Here is a 473-nt window from a genome sequence, read left to right on the forward strand (position 1 = left end):
CAAGGCGTTCGACCAGGTCGAAACCCTGCGTCAGCTGGGGGAGGCCGACGACACGGACTTCGGGGACATCGGGGAGAGGGGCATTCACGGTCGGTCTCCTGCGGGTGCGTTCCAGGGTTCCCCGGCCGGGGGCTGTTGGACGGGACCGGGACCGGGGTTGGTCGCGTCGTAGGCGGACTGCTGCGGATAGGGCGCGGCCCGGCCCTGCCCGCCGTAGCCGCCGCCGTCGTAGGCGGGGAGCGCCCCGGTGTCGTAGGGAGCGGCGGTGCCCGGGGTGTACGGGGGCAGCGGACCGGTGTCGTACGAGGGGGGCGGGGTGGCCGCCGCGGCGTACGGCCGGTCGTCGTCGTCAACGGCAGTGAGGGCGAACCCCCCTGCCGCAAAGACACCGTGATGCTCAACCGGGCCCCGCACCTCATCCTCGACGGCGCCCTCCTGGCCGCCGAGGCACTCGGCGCGCGCACGCTGAACAT

Annotated in this window: 1 pseudogene; it reads left to right on the top strand. The window is 73.8% G+C overall.

Going from position 1 to position 473, the window contains the following annotated elements:
* Positions 1-255 precede the first annotated feature (255 nt).
* Positions 256-473: pseudogene (locus DVH02_RS37080) on the top strand (oxidoreductase); the annotation flags it as partial.

The sequence above is a fragment of the Streptomyces corynorhini genome (assembly GCF_003346515.1).
GTDB lineage: Bacteria > Actinomycetota > Actinomycetes > Streptomycetales > Streptomycetaceae > Streptomyces > Streptomyces corynorhini.